This window comes from Halomonas marinisediminis (assembly GCF_004347715.1).
Classification (GTDB): Bacteria; Pseudomonadota; Gammaproteobacteria; order Pseudomonadales; family Halomonadaceae; genus Halomonas; species Halomonas icarae.
In genome coordinates this window covers 1-285 of sequence record NZ_SLTR01000340.1, presented here as the reverse complement: position 1 = coordinate 285, position 285 = coordinate 1, and the positions used below count along the sequence as shown (strand labels likewise).

Below are 285 nucleotides of genomic sequence, written 5' to 3'. Positions count from 1 at the left end.
ATTTCTCGGGGAAGGCGGCCTTCAGGTTTTCGCGGCCGATGCGGTCCTCGCGCAGGCGGCGGCCGATGAATAGCGCGGCCCGGCCAAAGAAATTGGCGGTCTTGTCGGGATCGAACAGCCGCGTGGCGCGCAGCAGCGCTATCGTGACGCCGCCGACTGCGGCCTCGCTGATGGGCTTGAGCGCATCGCGAAGGCGCGCCTTGAGGCGAAGGAGGAGCAGGCGGGTCATCGCAAGACAGCGGCGGGAAAGATTAGACCGGCTCCCGCGTCAGGATCAGCGACGCA

Annotated in this window: 1 protein-coding gene; it reads right to left on the bottom strand. The window is 67.0% G+C overall.

Features of this window, described 5'->3' with window-relative positions:
- On the bottom strand, positions 1-229 hold a 229-nt coding region (locus E0702_RS16925), incomplete at its 3' end, for a hypothetical protein (RefSeq protein ID WP_205742028.1).
- Positions 230-285: the final 56 nt, after the last annotated feature.